Annotated in this window: 13 protein-coding genes and 1 riboswitch; of the genes, 3 read left to right on the top strand and 10 right to left on the bottom strand. The window is 32.3% G+C overall.

All coding sequences use genetic code 11. The features are described 5' to 3' along the window. Positions 1 to 6: 6 nt before the first annotated feature. Together ACM55G_RS06905 and ACM55G_RS06900 are read right to left on the bottom strand one after the other, a co-directional pair. Positions 7 to 240 (bottom strand): hypothetical protein, encoded by a 234-nt coding sequence (locus ACM55G_RS06905; RefSeq protein ID WP_416843152.1) that lies wholly within the window; start codon positions 238 to 240, stop codon positions 7 to 9. 629 nt (positions 241 to 869) lie between these two features. Next, positions 870 to 2,153, bottom strand: coding sequence for a phage integrase SAM-like domain-containing protein (locus ACM55G_RS06900; RefSeq protein ID WP_416843151.1), 1,284 nt, complete (start codon positions 2,151 to 2,153; stop codon positions 870 to 872). Between the two features lie 725 nt (positions 2,154 to 2,878). Here ACM55G_RS06900 and ACM55G_RS06890 point away from each other — a divergent pair. Further along, positions 2,879 to 3,019: a WCX domain-containing protein gene (locus ACM55G_RS06890; RefSeq protein WP_416843206.1), complete on the top strand. Its 141-nt coding sequence runs from the start codon at positions 2,879 to 2,881 to the stop codon at positions 3,017 to 3,019. 733 nt (positions 3,020 to 3,752) lie between these two features. Here ACM55G_RS06890 and ACM55G_RS06885 read toward each other — a convergent pair. From ACM55G_RS06885 to ACM55G_RS06870, 4 genes are read right to left on the bottom strand one after another with little or no spacing between them, the layout of a single operon-like run. Continuing rightward, entirely contained in the window at positions 3,753 to 4,289 is a 537-nt protein-coding gene (locus tag ACM55G_RS06885) for a DUF4252 domain-containing protein (RefSeq protein ID WP_416843150.1), read from the bottom strand. A gap of 1 nt (position 4,290) precedes the next feature. Continuing rightward, positions 4,291 to 4,818 carry a DUF4252 domain-containing protein gene (locus ACM55G_RS06880; protein WP_416843149.1) on the bottom strand — a complete coding sequence of 176 codons (528 nt, stop codon included), beginning with the start codon at positions 4,816 to 4,818 and terminating at the stop codon, positions 4,291 to 4,293. A 14-nt stretch (positions 4,819 to 4,832) separates the two neighbouring features. Further along, positions 4,833 to 5,282, bottom strand: a complete 450-nt coding sequence (locus ACM55G_RS06875; RefSeq protein WP_416843148.1) for a hypothetical protein — start codon at positions 5,280 to 5,282, stop codon at positions 4,833 to 4,835. Continuing rightward, the gene (locus tag ACM55G_RS06870) at positions 5,272 to 5,778 is read right to left on the bottom strand and encodes an RNA polymerase sigma factor (protein ID WP_416843147.1); all 507 of its coding nucleotides are present in this window, start codon (positions 5,776 to 5,778) and stop codon (positions 5,272 to 5,274) included. The genes ACM55G_RS06875 and ACM55G_RS06870 overlap by 11 nt, the downstream gene beginning before the upstream one ends. Before the next feature lie 125 nt (positions 5,779 to 5,903). On the opposite strand from ACM55G_RS06870, the gene ACM55G_RS06865 reads away from it, so the two are divergent. Continuing rightward, positions 5,904 to 7,346, top strand: a complete 1,443-nt coding sequence (locus ACM55G_RS06865; protein ID WP_416843146.1) for a S41 family peptidase — start codon at positions 5,904 to 5,906, stop codon at positions 7,344 to 7,346. 78 nt (positions 7,347 to 7,424) lie between these two features. Next, complete coding sequence (locus tag ACM55G_RS06860) at positions 7,425 to 8,039, top strand: N-acetylmuramoyl-L-alanine amidase family protein (protein WP_416843145.1); 615 nt, start codon at positions 7,425 to 7,427, stop codon at positions 8,037 to 8,039. Positions 8,040 to 8,103: 64 nt separating this feature from the next. On the opposite strand, the gene ACM55G_RS06855 is transcribed toward ACM55G_RS06860, so the two are convergent. The 4 genes from ACM55G_RS06855 to cobT form a co-directional block, all read right to left on the bottom strand. Continuing rightward, complete coding sequence (locus tag ACM55G_RS06855; RefSeq protein WP_416843144.1) at positions 8,104 to 10,014, bottom strand: TonB-dependent receptor plug domain-containing protein; 1,911 nt, start codon at positions 10,012 to 10,014, stop codon at positions 8,104 to 8,106. Positions 10,015 to 10,090: 76 nt separating this feature from the next. After that, positions 10,091 to 10,368: riboswitch (cobalamin riboswitch) on the bottom strand. Positions 10,369 to 10,476: 108 nt separating this feature from the next. Continuing rightward, positions 10,477 to 11,016 (bottom strand): alpha-ribazole phosphatase, encoded by a 540-nt coding sequence (gene cobC / locus ACM55G_RS06850; protein ID WP_416843143.1) that lies wholly within the window; start codon positions 11,014 to 11,016, stop codon positions 10,477 to 10,479. After that, positions 11,001 to 11,807, bottom strand: a complete 807-nt coding sequence (locus tag ACM55G_RS06845; protein ID WP_416843142.1) for an adenosylcobinamide-GDP ribazoletransferase — start codon at positions 11,805 to 11,807, stop codon at positions 11,001 to 11,003. Before ACM55G_RS06845 ends, cobC begins: the two co-directional genes overlap by 16 nt. Positions 11,808 to 11,871: 64 nt before the next feature. Then, on the bottom strand, positions 11,872 to 13,563 hold the full coding sequence (gene cobT, locus ACM55G_RS06840) for a nicotinate-nucleotide--dimethylbenzimidazole phosphoribosyltransferase (RefSeq protein ID WP_416843141.1): 1,692 nt from the start codon (positions 13,561 to 13,563) through the stop codon (positions 11,872 to 11,874). Positions 13,564 to 13,584 lie beyond the last annotated feature (21 nt).

Below are 13,584 nucleotides of genomic sequence, written 5' to 3'. Positions count from 1 at the left end.
CAATAGCTAATTAACCGACTGATTAAGATTATTTATTAAGTTTTCCTCTCTAAATAGTTTGATTAATTTCTTCCTAGCACTATCAGTATAAACCGTATTATCGAGACAATAAACTTGATCATCCGTTAATCCGAAAATCTCACTATTAACTTTTTTAAATGCTTTTTTTAATTTTTTCCATTGTTCAACATTGTTTACTGTGTTTAAATACTCTTTTTGAATTTGGTTTAGATTTCTCAAGGTTTTGTGTTTTAAGGTTATTTATTATTATTATTATTGTTATTTTTTTTTTTGGCTGCTTTATTCGATCTATATTCTCTTCTGTCTTGTATCGTTTGTTTTATCTTAGAAAGTTTCTTCGGTTTCGTTTCCGGAGTTACAATTAACTGCATCAATTCAATTTAGGCCAAAATTGATTTAAGAAGTTGTACTTGTTGTTCATTAAGTTTAACTGTATATTCCATGCTGTTTTTGCTTTATAAATTATTTATAGAGTAATATTCAGGGGAGAGGTTATCTATCATTTTACGCACTTCTTTTAGCAAATAGAAACGTAAAATTAAAGATAGGGTGGGTCTAGATTTTGATTTCGATTCCGAAATGTTTTTAAACTTTGCCCTGTTGCTATCAGGTTGCCCCAATAGCTACCTTAAATCTACTATTCAAATCTAATCAATTTGTATCGTTTGACAATCAAAGTAAAAACACATAGATTATTTAAATTTAATTATAGGTTATCAGCAACTTGTTTTACTGTTACACAATACTTTTATTGTTTTATCAATTTGTTGTTGTCCAAGGTTCTGTTATTACTTTTACTTTATTTTTTCTTTATCAATGATTTTACAAAAGATTGTATTTTCTATATTCTAAAAATAATTAGTTAATTCCAATGCCAAATCTTTGTTGGATTTCCCCAAATATTGGCGGAACATAACCTCTGTAGAATGTCCAGTTACATAAATTAAATAGGCAGTTGGAATAGTTCCGTAAAAGTTTGAAGCAAAGGATCTGCGTCCAATATGACTGCTGACTAAATCGCATTTTCTGTACTCTTTGGTTACTTTTCTATAAATTTTGGGTTCGTTTTCGTCGTCGTTTTCAACTTCAATTTTTTTACTTCCAATGACGGTTTGAGTAATTTCAGCAAGTTCACAAACTACTTTGATGTAGTCATTATACTTTTGGTCTGAAATAGCATAAGGGAAGTCGCCGTTTCTCCTGGCGAGTATCTCGATAACTTTAGGGTGTAATGGTAATGTCATAATCTTACCAGTTTTCTTTTGTGTAAATTCAATCAAACTTTTGCCGTTTTCAATTCGTATCATTTCTTTCGTAAACCTCATAAAATCTGAAATTCTTTGGGCAGTAAAACAAGAGATGATTAACCAATCTTTTGCGTTTTCTAAACTCTCTGTTAATTTGTCTTTGTCAATATTTTCAATTTCCTTGATTTCATCAAAGGTTAAGAAGATATTAGTAGCTTTTTCCCGTGGAAAACTCAACTTATCTAGCTCCAAACTTGTTTCTATTCCTTTACTTCGTGCATCAAGGCAAATGGTTTTAACCTCAGCGAAATCTCTTTGTATAGTTATTCTACTGTATTTTTCTCTTTCGCAATAATCCGAAAATTCAAGTTTAAATCTTTTGTTTACGTTTTTTATTAAAATCGGCGCATTCCTATTAATTTGGAAACGCTCCAACTTCTTTTTAAGCACATTAATCTTTCTAATCAAAACAACACTAGGATAGTTTTCTTTATATTTAATATAGTAGTCTATGTACTCGATAAGGTTATTAGGAATTACCTCTATCGGGTTTTTAATTTGAGGATTGTAATAATTATTAATTTCAGTTTGTAACCAATCTTTTGTTATCGCCTCCGGAGTTGTTGTATGGAAACAGTCAATAATAAAATTGTCAAGAGCATTACACAAATTATTTACACGTGTCTGCTCATTGCTTATATCTACATTACCCTTGCTTTTTATTTTACGTTGCTTTGACCAAAAGTCCTTTGTAACTTCAATTTGAGCTTTTGCAGTCCAAATGTAGTTTGTTGCTTTGTCATCTGTTTTATGCGTATGCTGGAGCCTAACTTCAAGTTTTGCTTTGCTTCTAACTGAACGATATAAAAAATGTACGGTTGCCATTTGAATTGCATTAAAATTTCATAATACAATAATACATAAATTTGTATTATAAAATGTAATTATAAGTAATTACTTGTAATTAAATGTAATTATTAAAATATCAAATAATCTTCTTATGTCCTATATTTATTAGTAAATTTGTAATAAATACTCTCTTAAAAGATAACAGTAACATTACATAAAAGTATTCCCACCGTGGTCACTTTTTAAAAACAATTATAAATCCTAATTACTTATTTTATAAGTTATTAGGATTTTTTTTTAATTTTAAATCTTTATTATTTCTGTATTCTAACTATTCAGCTCCCTTAATGATACCTTTTTTTAGTAAAATAATGGGATCAAGTCCAAAACCTGTGGAGCAATAAAAATTATGCGTAAATACTAGTTAGTATTAAAAGGAAAACGCAACGTCTCTAACGCCTCTAAATTACGCTCTAAAAGCTAAATCGTATACTTTTTCAATATTCTAAGGATGGCGTTTTTAAAACATTTGGTTTAGACAGAATTTCAGATTTAGATATCACGCATAAAAAATTTGAATATCCTAATGACTTCAATCCGGAAGAAAAATTTCAATATTCATTTGGCATCATCACTGATGGAACAAAACCGGTAAAAACTAAGCTTTGGCTATCACACGTTCAAGCCGATCACATAAAATCCATACAATTACACCATTCTCAAAAAATAGTGTCTGAAAACGAAAAAGAATGCGTCATTGAATTATTTATGAGTCCAACCTACGATTTATTATGAAATTGCTCTCCATTGGTCAGGAAGTAAAAGTTCTGGAACCTGAGAGCCTAAAAAACAAGATGATTAAAATGCTGGAAGCAACTTTGAAACATTATACAAACAAATAAAGAAGCTACGTTTATTTAGAATTTAATAGTCCATTCTATTTAATATTCTCAAATCATCTAAAATGGTTCGGAAATTATTCCATCAAGGTCACGAATAATACAAAAGCGTCAAAGTGGCAATTAATTTTATGCCATTTAAGAAGTAAAAAAACAACCTTTCAAATCATTTTAAAGAGTCACGCCGAGTCTAAATAAAAAGAACAATACTATTAGAACTCCCACCGATAAACTCGCTGTAGTAATAAACAAAGCCCCTAGATAGAAAAATAACGCATTATTTTTATTTTCATTTCTCATTTGTTTGTGTTTTTAGTTTCTTACTCAATAAACTATTCGTTTCTGTATTAAATCCTTTAAATTCCATGTAGTAAGTATTTTTTATTCCAAAGTAACCAGTATTAAATCATTTTCACAATACCAACTTTTAGTGATATTTACTTATTTCCTTCTAAATATTTCACAAAACTAAATATTAGAAATAAGAATAAATTGAGGTTTCCCTCATTTACAGAAATTTTATTTACCACAACCCCATAATTTTCATCTACTGATTCATAGGAGCTGTCCTGTGTATTTACAAATTAGCTCTTTGGAATTCCTTTTCAATTACTTAAAAAAAGCTTAATCAAACAATTATCGGCTTGAAACACACAATCCAAAAAATATCGACAATAGCATATAAAAAAAGCGTCTCGACAAACTGCCGAGACGCTTATAAATAAAGCACGTTATTCTATTTTCTAAACATTTCTTGTAATGGCTTGAGTTGTTCTAAATCAACATTTGATTTTTGCAACACGCTTATCATGGTTATGATATTCGTAAGATTCATATCTTTTCCTAAAACACGAACAATGGCAAAACCAGTTTCTTTTTTATTGGCAAAAAAAACAAATTCTTCGATGTGCTCATCTGAACCGACACAGCTTACAGATGCACCTTCTTTTCCAGAACCAAATTTCATCAGCTGCTGGTACTTTTTATCCTTTAGAATCAAATTGACTTTAGCGCGTTCTATTTCAAATTGAACCTTGTTAGTATCATTCAGTTTAAAAGCCAGAACATTCATCTTATCAAAAGATTGCAAAGCTGCTTTTTGTTCCAATGTCAATTTTGTTTGATCCACATTCAATATATCCGGAGAAACATCTAAAGCCACAAAGTTTTTGTTTTCTGTATTTTCAACAAAGTACTTCTGCAATGTTGGTTCTGAATTGCAACTGAATAAAAACAAGCTAAAAAGCAGTGCAATATTATAAACAGGTTTCATTTTATTTTTTACCTTTTGTTGCTCTCTTCAAATCGTCACCTCCAGGAATCCTCATTTTGTCCGTAAGAATTGAAATCTCACTCAAATCAAAATCCCCGGTTAAGGACATCAAAACCGTATCGTCATTTTTAGCTCCTTCAATAAACATCAGCAACTCTCTAATTTGAGAATCTTTAGCCCCTGATTTCACTAAAATTTTAATATTTTTTCCGCTGTCATTTACACGCATCAATTCTTCGAGACCTGCTGTTTTGATGTATTTATCTGCGGCAACTTTCATTTCGCCTTCTGCTCTGGCACTTTTAGTAGTAAACACTTTTAAATTCTCTAATTTTTTTATCAAACTCAGATATTGCTGTGTTTCTCTATCGGAAGCATCCACTTTTACTTTACTCATCAAGTCAAACATTTTTTTGTTTACAATGATTGAAGTAACATCATCTTGTCCGTCGAATTTATCGAAGGCCGCTTGCGCAAAAAATGGACTTGAAACTAATACTGCTGCTAATGTTATTAAAAAATTCTTCATTTTTTTTATATTTATTATTGTTTAAAAATTAATTCTTTTGAATCTTGGTATTCTTTAATGTAATATACACTTTCTATGCCAACGTTTACATGATTCGATAATAATGCCAATGCTTTTTGAGTTGCTGCCAGAGCAACTTCAGGATCATTATACGTTCCCAAATCCTGCTTCTCATTTCCATTGTCATGATTATAAAACACATAGATCCAAATTCCTAGCAAAACGACTACCGAAGCCGCAATAGACAACCAGGCTACGTAACGTTTCCTAGATTGTAGTGGAATTTCTTGATTCAACATTTGCCCCTTTGCCTGCAGAAAATAACTAAACATGGGCTTGTATTTTTCTAAATGCTGCGCAACATCCAGCGAAGAAAAATAATTACGTAATTCATTTTCTTCAGCAATACTGGTTACTCCCTCAAAGTATTTTTCTAAAAGTATTTCTATTTTATTAAATTCCATAGCTGTGTATTTTTGTCATGCTCTCTCTTATCGTTTTCCTGGCTCTTGAAAGCGCTACTCGAATGGCAGTTTCATTCATATCTGTTATTTCCGCGATTACTGCAAATTCATATTGTTCTATGTCCCGCATTTGTATTAACAATTGTTGTTGTTCCGGCAACTGGTTTATTATTTTTTCAACCCAGTTCAAACTATCAATGTCTTCTACTTTTTTATCTAAACTTGGCTGGTTATCGGTAAAATTATTGTGAACGATTTTAATATTTCCCGCTCTTTTGGATTTCAATTGATCCAAACAATAATTTTTTGTCATTGTCATTACAAAAGCTTCGACATTATTAAAGCCATCTAAATTTTTATTTTTACGCCATAATTTAACCCAAACTTCCTGAGTCGCGTCTTCAGCCTCTTCAGTACTTATGAGCAGTCGCTTAGCCAGCCGAAAGACTTTGTCTTTGAAAGGTGAGATTAGCTGCACAAACTCATTTTGGTTCATAAAGAGTATTTATTGGTTCGGTTATACGATCAAGACGATTCATGTTTCTTTTTGTTACAAAAAAACATAAAATAAAAACTAAAGTTAGTATTTTTACGTTTATAATAGATATTGCATCCCAAAACATGAAAAAAACATTCCTACTTTCGCTATTACTGCTATCTGTTTTTACTTTCCAAAGTTGTCAAGATAATGACGATATAGCTGCACCTGTAAACTTAGATATTCAGGATTTTATCTGGAAAGGATTAAATCAATATTATTTATGGCAAGCTGACGTACCCAACTTAGCAGATGACCGATTTGCAAATCAAATAGAATTAAATGCTTTTTTGAAAGGATATCCAGTTCCTGAAAATTTATTTGACGCCTTGAGAGTCGACAAGACCATTGATCGATTTAGTTGGATCGTAGATGACTATTTAGAACTCGAAGGAGTACTTCAAGGGACCACAAAAAATGATGGTCTTGATTTTGGTTTAAGTTATAAACCAGGAAGCACTACCGAAATATTTGGATATGTTCGTTATATTATTGCAAATTCAGATGCTTCTACAAAAAACATCAAGCGCGGCGATTTTTTTACAGCAATAAATGGCACACAACTTACCATAAGCAATTACAAAGCATTATTAGCAGCTGATAGTTACACATTAAATATGGCGGATTACAATGGCACTACAGTTGTCTCCAATGGAAAATCGGTGGCATTGACAAAAACAGTCTTAGCCGAAAATCCAATTTTAATCAATAAAGTAATAACTTCGGGTTCACATAAAATAGGCTATTTAATGTACAATGGTTTTTATGCTGATTATGATATGCAATTGAATGATACTTTTGCTTCGCTAAAATCACAAGGAATAACTGATTTGGTTTTAGACCTACGTTATAATGGCGGTGGTTCTATTCTTACAGCAACACGATTAGCAAGTATGATAACGGGACAATTTACGGGGCAGGTATTCGCAAAACAACAATGGAATGCCAAAATCAATAGCTATTTTGAAACGAATAGTCCTGAATCTTTAAAAAACAACTTCACTGACAAAATTGGGACGGCAACCATCAATAGTTTAAAATTGACTAAAGTTTATATATTGACTACTCATAGTACTGCATCAGCAAGTGAATTGGTAATTAATGGATTGAAGCCTCACATTACTGTTGTACAAATTGGCGATGTGACAACCGGAAAAAATGTTGGATCTGTTACCTTATATGATTCCCCTACTTTTGGCAAAGAAAACAGAAACCCTAATCACAGATATGCGATGCAGCCAATTGTATTAAAAATAGTAAATTCAGTTGGTTTTGGTGATTACTTTAATGGATTACAACCGGATTACTTGTTAAAGGAAACCGTTACTACTTATGGGGTTCTTGGAGACACTTCAGAACCATTATTAAGTACCGCTATCGGAAAAATCACCGGAACAACTAAAATGCTTAAACAAAATCCAGAGAAAAGCTTTGAATATTTTAAAGACGCTAAATCTATAAATGGATTGCAAAACCAAATGTATATTGAGAAAGCACCCGAAGGTCTTTTAAAAGCTTTGAAATAAATAAAAAAGCTAAATATAATAAAACGATTTTTTTTAAGTTATTATCTAATAATCAGTATTTTAAATGGAGAAAAAAACATGAAAAAAACATCTAAAGCATTCTTGTTCTTAATCCCGATTTTTTCTCTTACTTTTATTAGTTCTAAATCATTAGAGCCAAAAAAAATAAATATCGTTATTGATGCAAGTCATGGCGGAAATGATTACGGAGTCATCTCTAATTCTATTACCGAAAAGAAAATTGTAGAACAGGTCACTAACAAAATTAAGTCTTTAAATAGCAATGTTGTAATTCATCTTACAAGATCAGATGATACCTTCTTATCTTATGAAGAAAGAACTGATTTTATTAACAAAATCAAACCTGATTTGGTTTTATCGCTACATGTAAATTCAAGTTTAAATAATAAAACATCCGGCTTAGAATTTTATGTAGCAAAAGAAACTGAGTTCTTTGAAAAATCAAATGAAATTGCCACAAGACTGCATGACAAATTTTCAAAGGATACAAATTTGAAAATAGCAGGTATAAAAACAGGTCCTTTCTACATTCTTAAAAGATCAGATGTACCGGCAGTAATTGTAGAACTTGGTTATTTAACCAATGAAAATGATAAAAAAAACTTGATTAACGATAAAGAGCAAAGCAAAATTGCTAAATCTATTTCAGAATTTATTTCAGAAATGAAATAAAAACAAAAAACCCGTTCCAAATTAAGGAACGGGAATTAAGACTAAAATAATTTTTATTTATTTTTTAGAATAAGAAATTCAAACCTATTTTAAAATTTCTTCCTCTAGTGCTAAATCCTCTGCTTTCAACAAAATCTTTATCAAGAATATTATCAACTGCACCAAAAAAATTCAATCTATTTTTGATTAATTCATAACGAACATTAGCATTTACTAATTGATAGTCTTTCAAAATTTCGGAGTTTAAAACAGCGTCATATGTTGGAGCTGGATAAGTGGTATACTCTAAATATCTATCTGAAACAAACTGATACGCCAGATTAAAGGCAAGACGTGCTGTTGCTTGCACATCCACAGAAGCATTTACTTTATGTTTTGGGTTTAGAATACGAGATTGTCTTTCTAATTCGGTATAAGTATAATTAGCATTGAATTTTACTTTATCATTAAAAGCATACGAAATCATTGTCTCAAGACCTTTGGCTTTGTTTTTACCATTGACATTGAAGTATTTATAAGTCATCAAATCAAAACCTATTGCATCTTCCTCTTCTCTTTGAAAAGCAACTGCATTCAAAACAACTTTTTTGTTTAGCAAGCTTACTTCAAAACCAGCTTCCGCAGTGGCATCTTTTTCAGGAGCTAAATTCAAATCACCATACGGAGAGTACAATTGGTACAAACTTGGAGCAACAAATGCTGTACTATAAGAAGCCAAAACTTTTAGTGATTCTGAAAAGCTATAGGATGGATTAATATTATAAACTAAATTATTACCATATTTACTATGCATATTATAACGTGCTCCTGCATTTAAGTTTAATCCAAAGTCAGAATTATAAACTGCAGTAACATAAGGATCAATCATATTGAATTTGGCTACTTCATTAGTAATAACATCATATTCGCTTATGTTTGACATTTCGTGGAACTGAAATTGTGTACCTGTCACTACAAATAACTGAGATGAAATTTCATATTTATTGAAGGCATCAACATTGACACTTCTAGACTTCGCTAGGAATAAAGATCCATAGCTAAAGATATCACGATTAATTATGTTTGCACTCGTATTAATTACCAATTCTCCTTTATTGTATTTGTATTTTGGTGTAAAACCAACTCTAAACTGCTCTGAAAGACTGAAATTTTTAAGATCATCTGCAAACGAGCCTGCATCAAATTTATTTTTCATTCGATCATAATTAGCAAAGAAATCAAATGATAATTTTTTGTTTGGGGTAAAGCCAATTTTCACAAGAGAATTTACTCTTGAAAAATTATCGTTTTCAAATTTAGTATTTGAATTTAATGGTTTTGCTTCTGATATCCCAGTTGTTTCTGTACTATTCAAAGAGGCAAAATAATTTATTTTTTCAAAACCACCGTTTACAGCAAATCCCTGATTGTAATCTTGCACACTATAATTTGCTTTTTTAGCAACTGTTTGCGTGCCAATATTCATATATGCATTACCTGCAATAGCTTTCTTGCCTGCTTTTTTTAATGTAATATTAATCACACCAGTCGCTGCTCCAGAACCGTATAAAGTACTTGAAGCGCCTTTCAAAATCTCGATACTTTCAATTTGCTCTACTGGAAGCAATCTCAAATCATACGATAAGCTAATTCCAGAAGCATCTGTTACTGGAACGCCATCAATCAAGATTAGAATCTGATGACTTCTTCCTCCACGAATGTAAAGCCCTAAATCTTTACCATTACGACTCTGATTCCCATTAATTTCAACACCTGCAACCGTACTTAAAATTGAAGCTACTGATTGTCCTGCTTTTTTCTTCAAATCTTCAGCAGTAATTTTGACAATCACTTTTCCTGATTTTTCTTTTGACAATGCAAATTTCGAATCGGAAACAACTACCTCATCAAGTTGTTTTGATTCTTGGTTTTGTGCATACGTGTTCATTGCAAATAACAATGCAACCGCACTAAAGCGAATGAATTTTTTGTTCATTTTAAAAATGTAAAAATTTAATAAATTGGGAGAAAAGCACAGAATGACCCATACCCAAACCTTTTTTCCCGAAAGTTTGATACTCGATGTAATAGGCAGGTCTCCTGGCTTGCGTTTTGTTGTTTACCTTCCCAAGAAACTAAAATAAATTCAGCTAACTCAGTGGTTTTGTAGATAACAACAAGCTTTATAGCTTACAGTTGCGGGTACAGCGCTAGATTTTTGAATTTTGAATTTTGAATAATGAATTCAGATTTTAACTCTGAAATCAAAAATCGTTAATCATCAATCTTCAATCACTCTCTTCCCTTTTAATGTGGTTTGAAAAAACAAACCTCAACCTCAATACGGTGGCAAATATAATGTTAAAATTACTGAAAAATCAATTTTACAATGCTTTTCGAAGTAAACTTTAAATAAAAAACAGAAATTCAACCACTTAACAACTTTTATTACAAGATTTTATTCTATTTCAATTTTAATTACAGATCCAAAATCTACTTTATTCTGAAAAGCGTCTTTAAGAGATAAATCCGAAATTTTACATAAAAAACTTCGTATCACTCCTGCATGTGCCACAATAATTACTGGTTTTGAATTGGTTGTCTGAAGTTCATTATTTATAAAATCAATTACCCGATCATGCAAATCAATAAATGATTCTCCATTGGGTACGCGCACATTTACAAAATCAGTCATCCAAGGTGTAAAATCATCCGGTGAAATTGCATCCCAATTTTTCATTTCCCAATCGCCAAAATTCATTTCCATTAAACGGGAATCTTCATTTACAGCAGTAATTTCTGAATTGGCTCTGATATAATTTGCCAAAAGTACACAGCGAACTAAAGGACTCGAATATAATATTGCATCTTGGGGCAATTGATTCAGAACAGACTGAAAAACAACCTTGTAAGGCTCCATGATTTTAACATCGGATTGTCCGTAACAAATTCCTTTTTCGCAAACCGTTTCTGTGTGACGTACTAAATAAACTTCCATAATGCAATAACTGAGATATAAAAAACCACTTCACAAACCTGTTGGGTTGCGCCCAAACAATCCCCGGTATACCCGTCAATCCATTTCTGAAAATAACGCGCCAAAAAAAATCGGGTCAGAAAAACAGGGATTAAAACCAACAGCATTTGCCACTCAAAACAGGATAAAATAACTAATGGAAATAATCCAAAAAAGAAAGCTCCTACCACTTCTCTCCATGAATAACTTTGCGCGATTGGTTTGCTTTTACTTGAAGCATCCTCACGAGAATATTGACGTGTAAAAACAATTGATATCGCCGCTAATCGACTGATGGAATGCGCCGAAACAAGGAGTAATAAAATTATACATTGTGGATTATAAATTATGAATTTAGGATTATCCGAGACATCAATTAATTGAGTCAACCCTTGAAATTTAAGCACTAACAACAGCACTAAACCAATTGCTCCATAAGCACCAATGGCGCTGTCTTTCATAATTATCAGGATTTTTTCTTTGGTCCAACCACCACCAAAACCATCGCAAACATCAGCAAAACCATCTTCATGAAAAGCTCCTGTCACTAAAACCGAAGCAATCATAGAGAAGATTACCGCAATTTCAGGAGTGACTAAATAATTAAAAACGCAATATACACCAAAAGCCACGCTACCCACAATCCAACCAATTAGTGGAAAATAACGAGACGCTTTATTTAAATAATCCGGATTATGATCGATGGTTGCAGGACACGGAATCCTAGTGTAAAACATTAATGCAGTAAAAAATATATGGAGTTCTTTTTTCATTTTTGGAATTATTTTTTGATTTTATTTCTCACGTAGAGAAGCACTGCAGTGCGTCTCTACAATCTTACGCCTCAATCGTTAATCGACCGCTAACCCCCGCTGATTCAAAACTGGCCATCTCATTCAAGAATGCCACAGCCGATTGGATAATAGGAAATGCGACAGAGCAACCCGTACCTTCTCCCAATCGCAAATCAAGTTGCAACAGGGAACGAACTCCTAAGTAATCTAATATTTTTTGGTGTCCTTGCTCCGCGGAAGAATGGCAAAAAATAGCATTTTTAATAATGGATGGATTCTTTTTAAAGGCAATTAAAAAAGCAACACTACAGATAAAGCCATCAACAAGAATCAACATATTGGCTTCTTTTGCCTGAAGCATTCCACCTACCATTTGCATGATTTCAAATCCTCCAAAATAAGCTAACTTACTATCTAAATCCTCTGAACCATTGTAATTAGCAAGGCATTTTTTAAGAATATCTATTTTTCGAATCAACTTTTCCTCATTTACTCCAGTGCCGTTTCCCACGCAATCTTGAATAGGCAATTCTAAAATAATGCTCATTAAGACCGAAGCTGTAGCTGTGTTGCCAATGCCCATTTCTCCAAAACCAATGCAATTACTCCCTGCTTTTGCAATAGCGGCAACAATTTCGCTTCCTTTAATAAAACACAAATCAACTTCTGTTTTACTCATTGCTGGTCCTTGTAAAAAAGAGTGCGTTCCCTTCCCTATTTTAGCCGAAATCAAATTCGTATTCACAGGGAAATCATAATTAACACCTGCATCCACTATAGCTAATTCAATCTTATTTTGTTTACAAAACACGTTGATTGCTGCTCCTCCTATCAAAAAATTATTCACCATTTGTCTCGTTACATCTTGCGGATAAGCACTTACTCCATGATTTGCAATTCCGTGATCCGCAGCAAAAACAACCAGATTAGGTTTTATAATTTTAGGTTCTAAAGTTTGAAACACCATCCCTATTTGTTTGGCAAGCTCTTCTAAAATTCCTAATGAACCCGTTGGTTTGGTTTTTTGGTCTATTTTATGTTGTAACGCATTTGCAAAAGCAACAGAATCCATTTCCTTTTTAGTATCAGAAAACACTTTGCCCACTTTATTATCATGCAAAACAGTGATTTCCTCAATTAATGGAATTTCTTGTTTTTGTTTCCAATTCAGTTGCTGCAACATGGGTTGATTATTATAATCAGTAGCTGGTTTTCCTACGCAAAAATAGCCCAAAGGCTCCATGTTTTCGGGTAACCCCAATAACTCCTTGAACTTATAATAATTCAATATGGAAACCCATCCCATAGAATAGCCTTGCTCTGTTAGAGAAAGCCAAATATTTTGCGCTGCACAAACAGAACTGAACTTTACCGCTTCGTTACTCCCGACGGTTCCAATCGTAAAATTATTTAAAACCGAACGATCATAACAAATGACTAATCCAAGTGGCGCTTCTTCTATTGCTTCTAACTTTAGGGCTTTGTATGCTAGTTTTTGTTGTTCGTCATCTGTAAGCGAAACTGCTTTTTCATCATAATCTAAAAACAAATCTTTAATGGCTTTTTTTATTTCAGTCGACCTGATCAGATAATATTTTGTAGCATCAGTCAAACCCACTGAAGGCGCCCAATGTCCTGCTTGCAGTGCTTTTTCAAGAACAGCATCAGGCACTTCGTCATTAGTAAAATGACGGGTGTCACGACGGGATTTTAAAATTTCATCTAAATAAGTCATGTTAAAATGATTTGTTTTGGT

Origin of the sequence: Flavobacterium algoriphilum, from assembly GCF_048158655.1 — a bacterium.
GTDB lineage: Bacteria > Bacteroidota > Bacteroidia > Flavobacteriales > Flavobacteriaceae > Flavobacterium > Flavobacterium algoriphilum.
Note: the sequence above shows the minus strand (reverse complement) of the source record. Positions and strands in the feature narration are given on the sequence as shown.

What these genes read in the sequence shown, in the direction of transcription:
- ACM55G_RS06900 (WP_416843151.1), bottom strand. Translation starts at nt 2,153, where the DNA reads ATGGCAACCGTACATTTTTTATATCGTTCAGTTAGAAGCAAAGCAAAA.
- ACM55G_RS06885 (WP_416843150.1), bottom strand. Translation starts at nt 4,289, where the DNA reads ATGAAACCTGTTTATAATATTGCACTGCTTTTTAGCTTGTTTTTATTC.
- ACM55G_RS06880 (WP_416843149.1), bottom strand. Translation starts at nt 4,818, where the DNA reads ATGAAGAATTTTTTAATAACATTAGCAGCAGTATTAGTTTCAAGTCCA.
- ACM55G_RS06875 (WP_416843148.1), bottom strand. Translation starts at nt 5,282, where the DNA reads ATGGAATTTAATAAAATAGAAATACTTTTAGAAAAATACTTTGAGGGA.
- ACM55G_RS06870 (WP_416843147.1), bottom strand. Translation starts at nt 5,778, where the DNA reads ATGAACCAAAATGAGTTTGTGCAGCTAATCTCACCTTTCAAAGACAAA.
- ACM55G_RS06865 (WP_416843146.1), top strand. Translation starts at nt 5,904, where the DNA reads ATGAAAAAAACATTCCTACTTTCGCTATTACTGCTATCTGTTTTTACT.
- ACM55G_RS06860 (WP_416843145.1), top strand. Translation starts at nt 7,425, where the DNA reads ATGAAAAAAACATCTAAAGCATTCTTGTTCTTAATCCCGATTTTTTCT.
- ACM55G_RS06855 (WP_416843144.1), bottom strand. Translation starts at nt 10,014, where the DNA reads ATGAACAAAAAATTCATTCGCTTTAGTGCGGTTGCATTGTTATTTGCA.
- cobC (WP_416843143.1), bottom strand. Translation starts at nt 11,016, where the DNA reads ATGGAAGTTTATTTAGTACGTCACACAGAAACGGTTTGCGAAAAAGGA.
- ACM55G_RS06845 (WP_416843142.1), bottom strand. Translation starts at nt 11,807, where the DNA reads ATGAAAAAAGAACTCCATATATTTTTTACTGCATTAATGTTTTACACT.
- cobT (WP_416843141.1), bottom strand. Translation starts at nt 13,563, where the DNA reads ATGACTTATTTAGATGAAATTTTAAAATCCCGTCGTGACACCCGTCAT.